Annotated in this window: 12 protein-coding genes; 8 read left to right on the top strand and 4 right to left on the bottom strand. The window is 52.8% G+C overall.

Annotated features, from left to right (window positions below; all coding sequences use genetic code 11):
- Nucleotides 1–225 precede the first annotated feature (225 nt).
- The 5 genes from glgA (at nucleotide 226) to BISA_RS06550 (ending at nucleotide 6,932) form a co-directional block, all read left to right on the top strand.
- Nucleotides 226–1,476 carry a glycogen synthase gene (glgA, locus tag BISA_RS06570; RefSeq protein WP_033890928.1) on the top strand — a complete coding sequence of 417 codons (1,251 nt, stop codon included), beginning with the start codon at nucleotides 226–228 and terminating at the stop codon, nucleotides 1,474–1,476.
- A gap of 128 nt (nucleotides 1,477–1,604) precedes the next feature.
- Nucleotides 1,605–2,453 carry an ABC transporter ATP-binding protein gene (locus BISA_RS06565; protein ID WP_033890927.1) on the top strand — a complete coding sequence of 283 codons (849 nt, stop codon included), beginning with the start codon at nucleotides 1,605–1,607 and terminating at the stop codon, nucleotides 2,451–2,453.
- Between the two features lie 55 nt (nucleotides 2,454–2,508).
- Nucleotides 2,509–5,166 carry a hypothetical protein gene (locus BISA_RS06560; protein WP_033890926.1) on the top strand — a complete coding sequence of 886 codons (2,658 nt, stop codon included), beginning with the start codon at nucleotides 2,509–2,511 and terminating at the stop codon, nucleotides 5,164–5,166.
- An 84-nt stretch (nucleotides 5,167–5,250) separates the two neighbouring features.
- Complete coding sequence (locus BISA_RS06555) at nucleotides 5,251–6,096, top strand: HAD family hydrolase (RefSeq protein ID WP_161786499.1); 846 nt, start codon at nucleotides 5,251–5,253, stop codon at nucleotides 6,094–6,096.
- A gap of 2 nt (nucleotides 6,097–6,098) precedes the next feature.
- Nucleotides 6,099–6,932, top strand: coding sequence for a nitrilase-related carbon-nitrogen hydrolase (locus tag BISA_RS06550; RefSeq protein ID WP_033890923.1), 834 nt, complete (start codon nucleotides 6,099–6,101; stop codon nucleotides 6,930–6,932).
- Between the two features lie 248 nt (nucleotides 6,933–7,180).
- On the opposite strand, the gene BISA_RS06540 is transcribed toward BISA_RS06550, so the two are convergent.
- On the bottom strand, nucleotides 7,181–8,032 hold the full coding sequence (locus BISA_RS06540) for an SDR family NAD(P)-dependent oxidoreductase (RefSeq protein WP_033890920.1): 852 nt from the start codon (nucleotides 8,030–8,032) through the stop codon (nucleotides 7,181–7,183).
- A 166-nt stretch (nucleotides 8,033–8,198) separates the two neighbouring features.
- Complete coding sequence (locus BISA_RS06535) at nucleotides 8,199–9,047, bottom strand: aldo/keto reductase (protein WP_152597207.1); 849 nt, start codon at nucleotides 9,045–9,047, stop codon at nucleotides 8,199–8,201.
- 301 nt (nucleotides 9,048–9,348) lie between these two features.
- Between BISA_RS06535 and tenA the strand changes: the two genes are divergently transcribed.
- Nucleotides 9,349–10,086 (top strand): thiaminase II, encoded by a 738-nt coding sequence (gene tenA, locus BISA_RS06530; RefSeq protein WP_033890919.1) that lies wholly within the window; start codon nucleotides 9,349–9,351, stop codon nucleotides 10,084–10,086.
- 77 nt (nucleotides 10,087–10,163) lie between these two features.
- On the opposite strand, the gene BISA_RS06525 is transcribed toward tenA, so the two are convergent.
- Nucleotides 10,164–10,784, bottom strand: coding sequence for an alpha/beta hydrolase (locus BISA_RS06525; RefSeq protein ID WP_033891192.1), 621 nt, complete (start codon nucleotides 10,782–10,784; stop codon nucleotides 10,164–10,166).
- A gap of 31 nt (nucleotides 10,785–10,815) precedes the next feature.
- Nucleotides 10,816–11,187 (bottom strand): nucleotide pyrophosphohydrolase, encoded by a 372-nt coding sequence (locus tag BISA_RS06520; protein WP_033890918.1) that lies wholly within the window; start codon nucleotides 11,185–11,187, stop codon nucleotides 10,816–10,818.
- Nucleotides 11,188–11,255: 68 nt separating this feature from the next.
- Here BISA_RS06520 and BISA_RS06515 point away from each other — a divergent pair, with 68 nt between their 5' ends.
- Together BISA_RS06515 and BISA_RS06510 are read left to right on the top strand one after the other, a co-directional pair.
- Nucleotides 11,256–13,397, top strand: coding sequence for a DUF2075 domain-containing protein (locus BISA_RS06515; protein ID WP_033890917.1), 2,142 nt, complete (start codon nucleotides 11,256–11,258; stop codon nucleotides 13,395–13,397).
- A gap of 94 nt (nucleotides 13,398–13,491) precedes the next feature.
- Nucleotides 13,492–14,583 carry a tRNA (adenine-N1)-methyltransferase gene (locus tag BISA_RS06510; protein WP_033890916.1) on the top strand — a complete coding sequence of 364 codons (1,092 nt, stop codon included), beginning with the start codon at nucleotides 13,492–13,494 and terminating at the stop codon, nucleotides 14,581–14,583.
- The last annotated feature ends 106 nt before the right edge of the window (nucleotides 14,584–14,689 follow it).

The following is a 14,689-nucleotide window of genomic DNA, read 5'->3' as shown; positions in this document are numbered from 1 at the left end:
AAGACCTGTGCGAGTATCTCCAGTCTAGGCTGAGAGTATGTCCTTCGTCTAGTTTTTGCATTCATCAGGTTGCTCTATCGGTAGGCATTTTGTGAGGTCTGGATGGGGGTTAATGTGCGGGCAAAATGCAAAACGCACGTTGAATGTTGTGCGTTTTTGCGGGTCCTGTGCCTTAAAGTAGAACTTGCTTCCAGTGTTCTGATGAAAAGAAGGAGAGGCAGTCCAATGAAGGTCGACATTCTCACCCGCGAATACCCGCCGCATGTCTATGGTGGCGCTGGCGTGCACGCCGAAGAACTGTCCAAGGTTTTGGCCGAACGTATCGATGTGACTGTGCGTGCTTTTGATGGCAAGCGCACTGAGGCTGATGTTCCAGCGATTCCGAATGCCGCCGAAGCCAAGGGTAGCCTTAAGGTTGTAGGCTACGATACACCGTCCGAGCTGGCTGATGCTAATGGTGCTTTGAAGACGTTCGGCGTGGATTTGCAGATCGCCAATGATGTCGATGCTGATATCATCCACGCTCATACTTGGTACGCATGCCTTGCTGGTTATCTGGCCAAGATGCTGCACGGCACTCCGCTGGTCATTACCGCGCACTCTCTGGAGCCGTTCCGCCCGTGGAAGCGTGAACAGCTCGGTGGTGGCTACAACCTGAGCTCTTGGGCTGAGAAGGATGCTTACGAGCACGCTGATCGCGTGATCGCCGTCTCCGGTGGTATGCGTAAGGATATTCTTACCGCTTACCCGAACCTTGACCCGGATAAGGTGGTTGTGGTGTACAACGGCATCACCATGTCTGAATTCGCCACTCCGGCCGATGACGATCCGGGTTGGAAGGTCTTCGAGCGTTACAACATCGACCGTTCCAAGCCGACCCTGCTGTTCGTAGGCCGTATCACCCGTCAGAAGGGTCTGCCATACCTGCTGAAGGCGCTGCACTTCGTGAACCCGGATGTTCAGGTGGTGCTGTGCGCCGGCGCTCCGGATACTCCGGAGATTATGGAAGAGGTCAAGACCTCGTTCGCCGAGCTCGATAAGGAGCGTGGCAACATCGTGTGGATTGAGGAGATGCTGCCGAAGAACGAGCTGTCTGCTCTGGAACACGGCTGCGATGCCTTCATCTGCCCGTCGATCTACGAGCCGCTGGGCATTGTGAATCTTGAGGCTATGGCCTGCGGTCTGCCTGTGGTGGCTTCCGCCACCGGCGGCATCCCTGAGGTTGTGGTCGATGGCGAGACCGGTTTCCTGGTGCCGATTGATCAGCTGCACGATGGCACTGGTACCCCGACTGATCCGGATAAGTTTGTGCATGATATGGCCGATGCCATCAACAAGATCATGGCTGATCCGGAACTCCGCAAGAAGATGGGCCAGGCCGGCTACGAACGCGCCCGTGACGTGTTCAGCTGGGAATCCATCGCCGACGAAACTGTCAAGGTCTACCAGTCCGTCCTCGACGAACAGAAGAAGTAGTCCGTTCCTGGCCTCCCTCTGATGAGGGAGGTGGCACGCGAAGCGTGACGGAGGGAGAGACATCGCCTATAAGACGATGCTTTCCCTCCATGTGTTATTACAGCTATCATTTTCTAGGATTATTCGCTATGCCCACCACCGTTCTCCAACTCGACAACGTTGAATTCCGCCGCAATCGCCGCGTTATCATCACCGACGTGAACCTGACCGTCAAGGCGGGGGAGCGGTGGGTGCTGTTCGGTCCGAACGGCATCGGCAAATCAACGGCGGTGGGCATGCTCGCCACCCGCACTTTCCCCTCGGACGGTCGCGTGTTCATCCTCGGCCATCAGCTCGGCAAATACGATGTATTCAAGCTGCGCACGCGTATCGGTCTCGCCTCCGCTGATTTGGGCCGTCAATTCCCTGATTTCGAAGATCCGCTGGATGCGGTTGTCACCGGGCTTTCCGCGGTGACTGGCCGCTGGCAGGATACCTACACCGAGGCGGAATATGCGCGTGCCCGCCAGCTCCTGCATGACTTCCGCGTAGGTTATCTGGAAGGCAAGCAGATGTGGCGCTTGTCCGAAGGCGAGCGCACTCGTGTGCTCATTGCCCGCGCGCTGATGGGCGACCCGGAATTGCTGATTATGGACGAGCCGACCACGGGCCTTGACTTGGGTGGCCGCGAACAGGTGATGCGCACGTTGAGCCGCATCGGCGAGGAAAGCTCCAACCGTGCGGTGGTGCTCGTGACCCACCGTCTTGAGGAGATTCCTGCTGGCTTCGACCATATCGCCATCATGGGCCGCAAGCCGATTTCGGCTGAGGATGCCACGAGCGATGGTATCGACGCAATGGGTAACCCCGGAGCCGGCACTATTATCTACTCCGGCCCGCTCGAAGAAGGCCTGACCGACGAGCGTCTCTCCGCCCTGTTTGGCATGCCCATCGAAGTCGAACACAGCCACGGCCGCTGGTCCGCCTACGCAGTGTGATTACGCTTTACTACTCGCGGAATAAAAGGGGTTTTCTAGTCATTATCTTTTGTCCATGAATGGTTTCCCAATATACTTGGAAACCGTGGGCAGCAGAGGTAATGACGATATTACGGTTTTCGATGTCGAACCGACCAAAGTAATGGAATTCAGCATGCTTTTCTCCGGGCGTGTAGGCGAGGAGCGGGATTACGACCAGGAAAGACAGCTGCTGCGAGATGGTCGTGATTTGTATGAATGCGGTCGCCTACGTTATTGGAATGAGTTTCCAAACGATACTCATCGAATCGTCGCAGTGGACGTGATGGGCGCGACCGACGAACGGGCCCATACCCACGTGACGATATGTATGAAGAATGATGATGAGGAAACGGTCACGGGCATGTCATGCACGTGCACGCGGAATGGTGCCCCGCAGTGTGTGCACGCATGCGCTGTGTGCTTCCGCTTGTTTTATCGTCACCGTTATGCATCCCGTGGTTCTCGTGCCAATCGCATGGTCATGCCACATGAGGCATCAGACATTGTTGAACGGTATATGGCGGATCGATTGGGCACATGGTTCAGTAGTGATGCCAAAGAGATGAGCTCCGTGGCTGAGGGGCTGGAGATTATAACCGGATTCAATCGCTGGACGGATTGGATTGGCAACCGTCACACCGTTGGATTGCTTGGTAACTGTATGCCGTCCATCGAAGAATCAATCGACATGGATACGCAGATTTGGCCGAAACGGGATGAACCGGATTTGACGGCGGTTCTGCCGCACGGTTGGTTCACTATGTTGGAGGCAGCTTATGAAAGGCTTGGAGATTCCGCGAAACTGGCGAAGATGTATGCCGTGTATATCGCGCAAGGGCGTCTACCGCAAGATGCTTGTTATGTAGATCGCCTGCGTTGGCTGCTCGGTAACACGACTAAGCTCACACAGATTCTTGGAGAACTGACCGGTAGCTTTCAGCTTCCACAGGACAATCGCATGAAGCCAGTTGCAAGTCTCTCCTATGAGCATTTGCTCCGTGAATTCGGATTGTCGGATGAGGCGGTCTCATATTGCGAATCACTCAAAAAGTATGACCGGCGTTGTACACGCCGTTTGGCTGAAGTCATATCCATCGGTAATACCAATCGAGTGAAAGAATTAGAGACGCCGAACATTGATTGGCGTACACGCTTCGGAGATGACGATATCGAAATAATCGTCAAATCCTTCCAGGCATATCTCAAAGAACAAATGCCGGCATTCTTCGTCAACGGATATGTGGACCCGATTGTGGAAGATTGCGAGGAACTTATCCGCTCTGCCGCTGCTGGTATAAAAGCACGATGCAGACTAATCATCTCCCGGCGATTCACATCTACAATCCGCGCCACCATCGCACGTGATCTGTTAAGCGACTTTGCAGAGAGCGACTGTGTGGTAGTCCATTCAGACAGTATTATTTTGGAACGTTCCATCGCGATGGTCGAGCCACGTGCGGATCGTCTGGCGCGCACGTTTCTCGTCGATGACGATGTAGTGGTGTTCACCGTGCCACTTGATGAGGCCACGCTACAGACCGAACGGCCGCAAGACTTTATGGAGGCGCTGCGACTTGCCGATGTCGTTGATGGAATGCCGCTTACCCACGAAGGCGGTCGCAACGGAATCCTTGACCAAAACCACGCCACTGATAAGGACCTTGATATCGTCAGACGAGCGTTAAAAAAGCGTATCGAGCATGCCAAGACTGAAGCTCGTTTCAACGATATTGTCACCAGTGCAGACGACGACTATGACGCTGAGCGAGACCCCGCGCTCAAGGGACTGCGTGAATGTCTTGATGTGCAGATTAACGCGTTGTTCGGGGCGCGATTCTCTCTGGAGTCCGTCAAATGTGATGACCTGTTCGACCCACCCGTCACTATGGGGCAGCGTAACAAATGGTTGCGTCCCACAGCCGGGCAACTAGGCGTGTGGGCGGCTAATTACGTGCTCAATCTTAGGCGTCATGAGCTCAAGGAGCTTGACAAGTCAGTGTATCTGCCGCACTACCTTGCTGCGAAAGGACTGAAAAGCGCCATGATTGGTATGCTCGATCATATGCTTGGTGTTACCGCTATGCTGGGCATCGAACGGGCTCAGGTGGACGTTGACGAATACCGTGCATTGCATCTACTGCGCATCGACCAACATCCTGAAGATACAGATGCGCATGGCCACGCTGCCATACTTAGGCCGGACCGGGATTTCACCGTGTCGTATCTGACCAATGTGCTGAGTCACGCTCGTCCGGGTCTGTGTCTTGTAGATGCCTACAACGAGTGTAGCGTACAGGGAGCTGTGGAAGATTTGCATATGCTGCTGCAAGTTTCTGATGGCGATTATGCACGTCAACATGGTTTTGATGATGATTACATTGTGTACTCCAAACAAAGGGCGGATGATACAGCGCTCGCTCTGATGCTTGCCACAATTGAGAATCTGGATGGCATACAGCCGCTCATCAAGGATTACGATGTAGCGCGAGCTGTTGCCGAGCAGGCAAAACAGACGTATATGATGTTCTGGCATGCACGAGATGAGAACGATGCTGTACCTGCAGATGATGTCGACGATATTGCCGGTCATGAAGCTGATATCACCGATGCCGGTAACATGATGCTGATGATGTTGGAACAGGCCTACACGCGTCTCATGGAAATAGCTGAGCCAGGGTATAAAGACTGGTGAGGGCCTTGTTGAAGAGCATTACAACAAGAGACAAAAACTGGTGTATTCAAGCCTTGATGATTGGGTATGCGATGAAGGGACATTTTGATGGTTTCGAGCAAACTCGTTTTCATTGATATCGATGGGACTTTGGCGGATGAGAACCATGTGGTGCCCGAATCCGCGCAGGAGGCCTGCCATGAGGCGCAGCGCAACGGGCACAAGCTGTTCATCTGTACCGGTCGCTCTATGCCGAAAATCGAGCGCAGTATTTTGAATCTGGGCTTCGACGGCGTGGTGTCCGTAGCCGGTGCGCAAGCGAACGTTGGCGATACCATCCTGTTCCAGCACTTAGTGCCGGCTGCGGCAGTGGATGCGGCGATGGAATACTTCAAGCTGCACCACATTGAAAGCTATCAATGGCAGGGTGCGGACGGCATGTATATTTCCGAAGGATACTGCCGCCATTTGGAGTCCAAAGGCAAAGCATTCAACCGTGGTGAGTTTGCGAAGTTCTGGCATCGTATCGACGAGGTGGAAGTGCCGTTCGGCTCAACGCTGGGCGAGACCATCAAAGTCAGCAAAGGCTCGTACTTCACCGGTCCGAACCCGGATGTGACGTTTGAACAGACCAAGCGTGATTTGTCGCCCTGGTTCGAAACTGTGCACGGCTCATACGACAAGATCTCTCCGAACAATGGCGAACTGCTGATCAACGGTATCGATAAGGGTACTGCCGTGCGCAATGTGGCCGATGCGCTTGGCTACACCATCGCAGACACGATTGCCATCGGTGATTCGGACAACGACACTGCCATGCTGAAGGCCGCCGGTACGTCTGTGGCGATGGGCAACGCTATCCATGACATCGAGAAGTTCTGCGATCTGCAGACCACTGATATCCACGATAACGGCCTTGCCAACGCCTTCCGCACCCTCGGGCTGGTGTGACAATGCGCGAAAAGCAATGGTGCACTGCGGAGCTGCCGGCAGCCATCGCGCAGTTCACTGTGGCACGGGGACCAGAGCGCAATCTCGAGATCATTGACGGATTCGCTGGCGAGGCAGCCGCCCAAGGTGCGCGATTGCTAGCGCTTCCCGAAGGACTAATCGCGCGCGATGGTGATGATGATGCGTTCGCGGCAACTCATGCGCAACCCATTGATGGACCGTTCGTTTCCGAGCTCAAAGCCATAAGTGCCAAACGAAATATCACGTTGATGGGCACGGTTCATATCGCTCCAGCCGAAGATTCGGCAGACGCCCGCGTATCCAACGTGTTCCTGGCGATTCGTGACGGCGAAATTATGGCGGCTTACCGCAAACTGCACTTGTATGATGCGTTCTCGGCCAAGGAGTCCGCAGTGGTCAAACCCGGTGAGGCATTGCCGCCCATCATCGATATCGATGGTTGGAAAATCGGTGTCATGACCTGCTACGACGTGCGTTTTCCTGAAACCGCGCGCTCTCTGGCCGTGCGCGGAGCTGATGTAATAGTGGTGTCAGCAGCATGGGTACGCGGTTCGCTCAAGGAATATCACTGGAAACTGATGACTGCTGCGCGGGCGGTGGAGAACACGTGCTATGTGCTGGCTTGCAGCGAGGTAAGCAGTCGCAACATCGGTTGCAGTCGTATCATCAGCCCACTTGGCGAAGTGCTCGCCGAAGCCGGAAGCAGCGCCGCGGAACTCATCACCGTTAATCTTGATCGCAATGCTCTCGATGCAGCACGGCGAGCGCTGCCGGTCCTGCGCAATCGTCGTTTTGCCGATCCGCAACTACGATAGACGGTTTATTGAACGATAGAACGACAAGGCGGTACGTGTATGGATGAGCGATGGGTAAAAGCGCTGCAGGCTAAGAACATTACTGTTCGAGGGAATGCAAATGGTGCGAATACCGAAGTCGGTCAAGCTGGGAATAAGAAGAACAGCGCATATAAAACGGCTGCGCGTGGAACGTCGAATGTATCGATGAGGCACGCACAGCCGTTCAAAGCCACAGGTCACAAAGGTGGCATCAGTCGGCAGGGAAGTTAGTACACGGAATAGCCGCCATCTACCTGCAGATTCGTGCCGGTGACATACGAGGATGCGTCGCTGGCGAGGAACAGCACTGCGGTGGCGATTTCCTCATTCGTGCCGAAGCGTCGCATCGGCACAGGAGCGGTCATCATATCGTGTGCTTCGGGAACGATACGGCCTTCGAAAATACCAGACCACACGTAGCCGGGGGAGACGGCGTTCGAGCGAATGCCATACGGTGCCAATGCGGCCGCAAGATAGCGCGCATATTCATAGATACCGGCTTTGGAGGCACCGTAAGCGGCCACTGGGGAAGGACCGCCGGCGATGAAGTTCGCATTATGCGCAGACAATGACGAGGTGAACACCAGAGAGCCACCGTGATTGTGCTCGCGCATGATGTGCTGGGCAATCTGTGCGGTCAGGTAAGCGCCAGTCAGATTGATATCGATGGTTTTCTGCCAAACTTCGTATGGCTCGTCAGCATCATCGCCGGGCACATTCACACCGGCATTGATGAACGCCACATCTACGGTGCCAAGCGCGTCAACCAGCGAGGTCTTCAGCGCATCGACCTGTGCTTTGTCGGACACATCGCAGTAGAGCGGCACGACCTTCACACCATAACGCTCAGACAGTTCTTGAGCGAGCGGCTCAAGCGTTTCCTTGGTGCGCGGCAAATCAACAATTGCCACATCGGCACCGGCTTCGGCCCAGGCAGCGGCCACATTGCGGCCGAGTCCGCCCGCGCCTCCGGTCACGAATCCTTTCTTGCCAGCAAGCGAGAAGCGGTCCATGATGCGGTGGGATGGTTCTTTCCATTGATCAAGCGGGTACTGATCGAAGACGGATGCGTCGGTCATAATGTTCTCCGTTCTATTCGGTGGCGGCGTCATTGTTGCCATCAACGTCAGCGAGCCTATCACAGATAATCGGGTTATCTGCGATAGGCTCGCGTAAAAGTTCAGGAAGTTAACATTTATGTAGTGAACAGTATGTGAAGCTGTGCACCACAGTCACTGCAGGAGGTCAGTCTTCCTCATGCCAATGTGGATTCTGACCGAAGGTGTAACCCTCCGGATTATCCATTGCGGCGATGTCTTGCATATCCTGCTCATCCAGCTCGAAACCGGTCAGCTCAAGGTTTGCGCGCTGACGCTCGGCATGCATCGACTTCGGAATTGCCACATCACCCAACTGCAGATGCCAGCGCAAAATTGCGGCCACAGGGGAGACACCATGCTTTTCAGCGATACGCACGATGGTCGGATCCTTGAGCATCTGGTTGGCGCGGCCAAGTGGGCTCCATGCCTCGGTGATAATGCCATGCGCGTCATCGTAGGCACGCTGCTCGTTCTGCTGGAAGAACGGATGCAATTCGACCTGATTCACGGCCGGAGTCACGCCGGTGGCACGAATCAGCAAGTCGATATGACCGGGCAGGAAATTGCTCACGCCAATATGCTTCACAATGCCTTGCTTTTGCGCATCGACCAGTGCCTGCCATGCTTCCACGAACTGGCCCTGGGACGGGTTCGGCCAGTGAATCAGATACAGGTCGATGTAATCCAAACCCATGCGAGCCACGGATTCCTCAATGGTCACGCGGGCCTGATCATACTGATGATGACGGCCCGGCAGTTTTGATGCCACGATGATATCCTCGCGCGGCACTTCGGATTCGCGAATCGCCTTACCGACGATGCCCTCATTCTCATAGTTGAATGCTGAATCAATCAGACGGTAGCCGACCTCAAGCGCAGACTTGATAGCCTCAGCACCCGTGAAACCATTGACCTTATAAGTGCCGAAACCAATGGCCGGCAGCTCCAGACCATCATGCGCCTTGCGAACAGGAATCGCAGGCGGTTCCATCAGTGCCATACTGAACTCCTTTGTTATAGTTCGTCGATGTTTGCGCCGCTGTATGCGCATTCAATCGGCATGTAATCGGTTACTTCAGTGTCCACTATAGTGAGGCGATTTCGAGGATTATTGCATTACGCGGGCTGTGGACGGGCTGTTGCAAACAGTCCTGACCCCGTATAATGAGGCCGTTGCAGGGGAACTCGATGCGTTCACGTTCTGGCGAACTGGCGGAAGGTGAAGTACCGGGTTGAGAAAGGCGAGACGCCTGACCCTTGGAACCTGTTGGTCAACACCATCGAAGGGAGCAATTATGGCATTCGATGCCGCCCAATTCGGCCCGATTACGCTCGATCATCTGCCGCCATTCGCCGAGCGTCTGCGCCAGGCCGCCAATCATGTGTGGGAGGAAGGCTACAACCAGCCATTCCTGCGCGAACTCGGCAATGGTACACTGGCCCGCGAAAAATTCGCATTCTACCTGTTGCAGGACTACCGTTATCTGAACGATTACGCCAAAGTGCATGCGCTCGCACTCACCAAGACGCAAGATCCTGAAATCATGCGATTCATGGCCAACGTGCAGAACGCGATCTTCAACGTGGAATCCGCCATGCACCGCAAGTACATGGCCAGCTATGGCATCAGCGCCGACGAGATGAATAATGTGCGCCAGTCCGCATTCGCTCGTGCCTACACGTCGAACATTCTTTCCATCGCCTACGGCAACCCTCTCGTTGATATTCTCGTGGCTGTACTACCGTGCGCGTGGGTGTACGCCGATTACGGCCAGCGTCTTGCTGCCGAGTTTGCTGACTCGCTCGAAGGCAACCCGTACAAGAGCTGGGTTGACATGTATAAGACCGAAGAGTTCTGGAGCTCCTCGGCATGGCTGATTGCGCATATTGAAGAACTCGTTGAGGGCCTGAGCGAGGAGCGCAAGCAGGAGCTTGAGGACATCTTTGTGGTCGGAGTGGAGAACGAATACATGTTCTGGGCCTCCGCCTACGACATGCAATATTCCTGGAAGCCCGAATGGGACGTGCGCTAAAGCACAGGCAAAGTCAAAATATTGATTAGAGTGCGGTGGCATCTTGCAGATAAATACGATGCCACCGCATTGTGTTGTTATAGATTGTTGATGAAGTCGCGAATATCGGCAATTTCCTTATCGCAGATGGCGTGGGTCATGCTTGGGTATTCATGGTGAACGAAATCTCTACTGGATTCCAGTACCTTGCGCGCGTTGATTTGATCCTGAAGTGGAATGGTACTGTCCAACGAACCATACGCTAGGAAGAATCGGGTGTAGGAATCCGGGAGCCGCGCTCCTATTTCGCCTTGAAATGATGGGCTGAGCAATATCGCTGCGTCGAATAGGTACGGGTGTGACTTGACGAGACGGTACGAGAGATAGCCGCCTTGTGAGAATCCGATAAGCACCTTGCGTCGATTCCGGAAAACCGGTGCGTCAATCAATTGCGTCAACGCTTCGCCAACCGCTGTGCATTCGCGCTGTCGTTCATCCACGCCGCATCCATCCGGATACCAGTAATGCCCGCCCATATATGGCCTTGAATAGGTGCCGCGGAACGACAGATAATCGGGCTGCTCGCTGGTACCTGCATACACCGCGTCAATGATGCGCACCATTTCACTCTCGTCGTTCCCATACCCGTGGAACATCAAGAACAACGGAGGAGCATTGTCTATAGGCCCATCAATGCGTACGCTGATTTTCCCATTCATCTGAAGTCGCATGGTAGTGCTCCTATTGCAATTATTCTTTAATAGCTTCTTTGCTGTCCGATCTTGCATTGAGATGTCTAGTTTCATATTCATTGAAATTATTGCGAACGGCTTCGGATGGATATTTGCGCTTTGTTTTAGCTAATTTATTCATGATGATGTTATCCATATCAACACCGAGTGCGTCGGCCATCATAATGCAGTATGTGAGTACGTCGGCCAATTCTTCTTGAGCGTGTTCCGCATCCGCGGCAGGGGCTTCCGGAACCCATTGATAATACTCCAATAGTTCCGCTGCCTCAATGCAAATGGATTTCGCTAAATTGGCCGGTGTATGAAACTGTCCCCAATTACGTTCTTCTGTGAACTTATGTATCGCCTGGATAGTGCTGTCGCTAATCATATCTGTCATTCTAGAACCTGCTGGATGTCGTTAACGCGGACTTTGACGACGATGTACATAATGTATATATGGGCATTGAACATTTGAAACCGACCATCATCAAACTTCCGTATGGTAAATATGCGGAAGAAGATTTCGAAGATGCGTTGAACAAACGTTCTCATAGCCCTTTAAAGGACATGATTGGGTACGGTTCTAACTTGGAAGAAATCATGTCTTACATTCTGTCGTATCCAACGGTATACATCGTGTATTCGGAAGGAAAGAACCGGTATTCCAGCAAAAAAGAATATACGGCATATATCGGTGAAACAAATGATATACGGCATAGAACATTAGAACACCTCGCGCAGGATTCTCGGAAACGGGATGATTGGCGGGAAGTTGCTGAAGCAGTTGACAAGGATGTTGATGCGTTCGAGCAGTATGTGATTGCGCATCCGATGTTCAACAAGTCTTTAACCCTAGATGTTGAAAATCGTCTTATGCATTACATGTCGAGTACTGAGTCAGTCAAGAGACTCAATAATCGACGTACGAATGCGCAGGGAAAATATTACACATCTGATCAGTTCGACAATATTTTTTCCAAAATATGGCTGGGATTGCATCAGGATGATCCTGAACTTTTTCCAACAGAGGAAATCATCCGTGATTCGGCATTATTCAAAGCCTCGCCTTTCCATCGTCTCAGTTCTCACCAAATCGATGCTGAAGAGGAGATTCTTGCACAACTTGATGCATTATTCATGGCACGCCAGCATGATGCTGATTCGGTAAAGAATTCCAAGCTTATTTTTGTCCAGGGTGCTGCCGGAACAGGGAAGACCGTGCTGTTGAGCCACCTGTTTTACCGTATTGCTACGGAAATTGGTATTCAGGGTGATACATATTCCGAAGATGAAGAACAGCCAACATTGAATTCTTGGCGGAAGAATAGTCTCTCCACATATCTTCTGGTCAATCACAAGGAGCAGGTACACGTTTACAACCAAATTGCTGTAAAGCTTGGATTGCAGAAGAAATCAAACGAAGTGGTGATGCTGCCTAGTCAGTTCATCAATCGTTTTAGTGAAACGAATGGTCATGGGCGAGGCATCCCCGATAAGCCGAAAGGTGAAGCAGATATTGTGCTTATCGACGAGGCCCATCTTCTTACGACGCAAGGTACTCAGGGCTACTCAGGCAAGAACCAACTTTATGATATTCTCCGACGCGCGCGTATGGTCATCGCGGTATTCGATCCGGAACAAATACTTCAGGCGCGGCAGCAATGGCATTCGTCTGCTCTTGAACGGTTGTTCCCAAAGGAAATTAATAAGGCGATGAATGAGGAAAGCGCTCAGAGTGTCGGGAAAATCGGTGATTTCAATACTGTTTGTTTAGGTGAAGAAGACGGGCTGCCATCCATGCCTATCGATGTTGCTCATATTCAGTTGAGGGACCAGTTCCGCATTGCGGCAAGTCAAGAAATTGTCGATTGGATTAATCGGTTTGCTGAAGGAAAGGATTTTGGGCCGATTCCGCAAGACCATGCAAACTGCGGTCCCGATAGCCGGCCTTATGACATTAAGGTGTTCGATTCCCCTGTTGCGCTCTTTGAAGCGATAAAGGAGAAATCGCAACTTACTGCTGGTGGATGGAATGGTTCCGGATTATCCCGTGTGCTCGCTACATATGATTGGAAATATTCCTCATCTGCCAATGACGATGATCCCAATGGATACTGGAATGTGATGATGCATTGTGATGACTCAGGACACTGGCATATGGGCCTTAATAATGGTGACGATAAAGGGTATATTTTGGGCGATACGGATCAAAGTCGTTTCTGCAAGCCTTGGAACTATCAATTGACCGATCCCGCCCCAAAGTCTATCGATAAGGATTTGGCATGGGCGGAAAAGGAATATACCATCGATGAAATTGGTTCCACCTTCACCATCCAAGGTTTTGATCTGAATTACGCTGGAGTAATCATTGGCCCTTCAGTGCAATATCGAAACGGAAAAATTCTCTTCAATCCTCAAAAGAGCCACAATTATTTAGCAACCAACAAACGTAAGGATTTGGAGACAAACTATTCTGAAGAGAACATTAAGCATGAACTGAATGTTCTCCTTAAGCGTGGAGTGCATGGCTTGTACCTGTTTGCGGTTGATGAGGGACTGCAACAGCATTTGAAGGAGTGCTGTGCCCTGGCTCGCTAGAGTAAGGAGAGATTTTCTCATGACATCATTAGACTGAGTCGTCTTATATCAGATTTGAAAGCGAATTCATTGAGCTATCATCGAGGAGTAATCCATGAATCCTAGGCGTGGAGCGTTTGTTGCGGGCGAGAAGGTGCAGTTTACCGACCGCAAAGGTAAGAAGATCACCGACCAGCTGGTGCCGGGCGGCTCCACGCAAACCGAGCATGGACTCATCTTGCACGACGATGTGATCGGCGCCGTGGAAGGCACAGTGATCACCACTGTGCATGCCAAGCGTGAGGCGCAGGTCAATCAGGTCTATCCGGAGAAAGACAAGAATAAGCCGTGGAAATCCTCGCGTGCCATCGGCGGTTGGGAGTATGCGGCGATGCGCCCGCGTTTGGCTGATTATGTGCTTTCGATGCCGCGCGGCGCGCAGATCATGTATCCGAAAGACATCGCTCAGGTGATTCAGCTTGGCGATATACGCTCTGGCTTGCGTGTACTGGAATCCGGCGCAGGTTCGGGCGCGATGAGTCTGAACCTGCTGGATGCCGTGGGGGAGTCCGGCCATCTGACCACCATCGAATTGCGTTCCGAATTCGCCCGCGTGGCTGAGGCGAACGCCACACTGTATTACGGTGAGAAGCCGACTTGGTGGGATTTATTGACCGGTGACTTCGACTCCGTGGCCGCCGATTTGCCAGAGCATTGGTTCGACCGCATCATGCTCGACATGATTGACCCGTGGAATCGTTTGGAGCATGCGTATAGGGTGATTGCTCCCGGTGGTGTGCTGGTCTGCTACGTGACCACCACCACTCAGATGAGCCGACTGGCTGAGGCGTTGCGTGCGGCAGGCTGCTGGACCGAGCCGCAGATTCAGGAGACCCTTGAACGCACTTGGAAGGCGCAAGGTTTGGCGGTCCGTCCGGATCATCAGATGATTGGCCACACTGGTTTCTTGGTAATTTCGCGTGCAATGGCACCAGGCTTCGCCGCTCTGAAGAAGCGTGAACGCTACTCGAAGGACACGGTAACCGACGTGGATGAGCTGACCGACGAGCAGCGCGAAGCACGCTTGGAGGAGCTGGAATTGCGCGACATCTCCGACCACAAGCTGCGCAAGGTGCTGCGCGATTTGGATCGTCAGGTGAACGAGCTGGGTGAGCTTGATAAAGGCGAGGAATCTGCTGCCGCCTAGAAATTCAAGATGTTTGTCGACTGATTTTTCTTGTGGATGCATGCCGATGAATATGTGAACGCTCACAACGGGCTATACTGGAATGACTTTGTGTTGTTCGTTGTGA

The organism is Bifidobacterium saguini DSM 23967, assembly GCF_000741715.1.
Classification (GTDB): Bacteria; Actinomycetota; Actinomycetes; order Actinomycetales; family Bifidobacteriaceae; genus Bifidobacterium; species Bifidobacterium saguini.
This window is presented reverse-complemented; position numbering and strand designations above follow the sequence as displayed.